The sequence below is a fragment of the Streptomyces sp. UH6 genome, assembly GCF_013421635.1.
GTDB classification, from domain to species: Bacteria; Actinomycetota; Actinomycetes; order Streptomycetales; family Streptomycetaceae; genus Streptomyces; species Streptomyces abyssomicinicus.
Genome location: NZ_JACADT010001093.1, coordinates 1 through 1,792, shown reverse-complemented (window position 1 = coordinate 1,792; position 1,792 = coordinate 1). Strand labels below are relative to the sequence as shown.

Annotated in this window: 2 protein-coding genes; one reads left to right on the top strand and one right to left on the bottom strand. The window is 74.1% G+C overall.

Annotated features, from left to right (window positions below):
• Positions 1–71: 71 nt before the first annotated feature.
• A complete protein-coding gene (locus tag HW445_RS29565) occupies positions 72–1,457 on the top strand; it encodes a tannase/feruloyl esterase family alpha/beta hydrolase (RefSeq protein ID WP_180223892.1) in 1,386 nt (461 codons plus the stop codon).
• Positions 1,458–1,595: 138 nt separating this feature from the next.
• Here the strand turns inward: HW445_RS29565 and HW445_RS29560 are convergent, their stop codons facing one another.
• The gene (locus HW445_RS29560; protein WP_151772394.1) at positions 1,596–1,775 is read right to left on the bottom strand and encodes a hypothetical protein; all 180 of its coding nucleotides are present in this window, start codon (positions 1,773–1,775) and stop codon (positions 1,596–1,598) included.
• Positions 1,776–1,792: the final 17 nt, after the last annotated feature.

Sequence of the window (1,792 nt, the reverse complement as noted above, 5' to 3'; positions counted from 1 at the left end):
CGCGCCACATCCGGCACCCGTCCGCCGCGCCGCACGCACCGTTCCGCTCCCTCAGCCTCTGGAGGCCGTTCATGCGTCTGTCCCCAGGTGTGCCCTGGGTCGCCGCGACCCTGCTGGCCGTGACCGCACTCGGCGCCTCGCCCGCCGCCGCCGGCACCTCCGCGCAGGCCGGCGCCTCGGGTCACTGTGCCCGCCATGATCTCCTCAAGGTGCCCGCCGCGGACCACCAGGAGAACGCCTGCCTCCCGGACCTGACCACGACGGGCCTGGCCGGCACCCCGTACACCGACATGGCCGACCAGGCGGGCCTGACGTCCGTCGCCACCCGCAAGCCCTCCGGGGTGCCGGGCGTGCAGATCGACGGCTACTTCCCCGACACCTCCTCCTTCAACACCACCCACGGCTGGAACCACGACGCCCAGTTCGTGATCCGGCTGCCCGACGACTGGAACGGCGGCCTGGTGGTCGCCGGCGCTCCCGGCACGCGCAAGCAGTACGCGTCGGACACCGCCATCTCCGACCACGTGCTGTCGCTGGGTTACGCCTACGCCGCCACCGACAAGGGCAACAGCACGCCGGACTTCTACCGGGACGGCAAGCGTCCCGGCGACGCGATCGTCGAGTGGAACGACCGGGTCACCCAGCTCACCCGGGCAGCCAGGGCGACGGTCGCCCAGCGGTACGGCACCGCCCCGCGGCGGACCTACGTCACCGGCATCTCCAACGGCGGCTACCTCACCCGCTGGCAGCTGGAGAACCACCCCGAGCTGTACGACGGCGGCGTGGACTGGGAAGGCACGCTGTGGACCGCCGACGGCCCCAACATGTTCACCTCCCTGCCGACGACGATCGCGCACACGCGCGGTGAGGCCGACGACCAGGACCTGTACGCCGCCGGCTTCGCGCGCGGTTCGGAGTTCCTGTGGCCGTACCACGCCACCGCGTACTGGGGCGTGACGCAGAAGACCTACCGCGCCGAGTTCGACCCGTCGTACGACCGGGCCTGCCCGGGCCCGTCGGCGGGCACCACCGTGGCGGAGATCCTGGCCCCGTGCGCCTCCGACGCCGCCTACGACTACGCCTCGCGCCCGCGGGCCGTGCGCGACGCGGTGGAGCGGGTCTCACTGACCGGCCGCATCGGCCGCCCGATGATCACGCTCCACGGCGACCTGGACACCCTGCTGCCCAAGGCGGCCGACTCCGACGTGTACGCCCGCATGATCGACGAGGCGGGGCGCGGCGCCCTGCACCGCTACTACGGCATCGAGGGCGGCACCCACGTCGACGGGCTGTACGACACCCACCCCACGGCCCTGCGCCCGATCCTGCCCTGCCACCGCGCCGCCTTCGACGCGCTGACCGCCTGGGTGGAGGACGGCGTCCGCCCGCCGGCCGACCACGACGTGGCACGGCCCGCCGAGGGCGACGTGGTCAACGACTGCTCGCTGGACGGCTAGCGCGACCGGGCGGAGGCGGGCCGCCGGAGCCACCCGTCTCCGCCCCGGCGGCGCCAAGGACCGCCCAGGCGCGTACCGGCCCCGGCGGTCCCGCAGCGCCTCGGGCCGCCCAGGCGCGTGCCGGCCCCCGCCCGGGCCTCAGCGTCCGATCTGCTTGCGCGACACCTGGCGGAGCCGGCGCCGCTGACCGGGGTCCAGGGCGAAGTAGGCGGCGGGGACCCCGAGCACTATCAGCAGGGACACCCACCACGGCAGCCAGATCAGCAGGACCAGTCCGGCCGCCGTGGCCCCTGCGGCGATCTTCGCGTTCCTCGACATCTTCGGTCGCCTCCTCA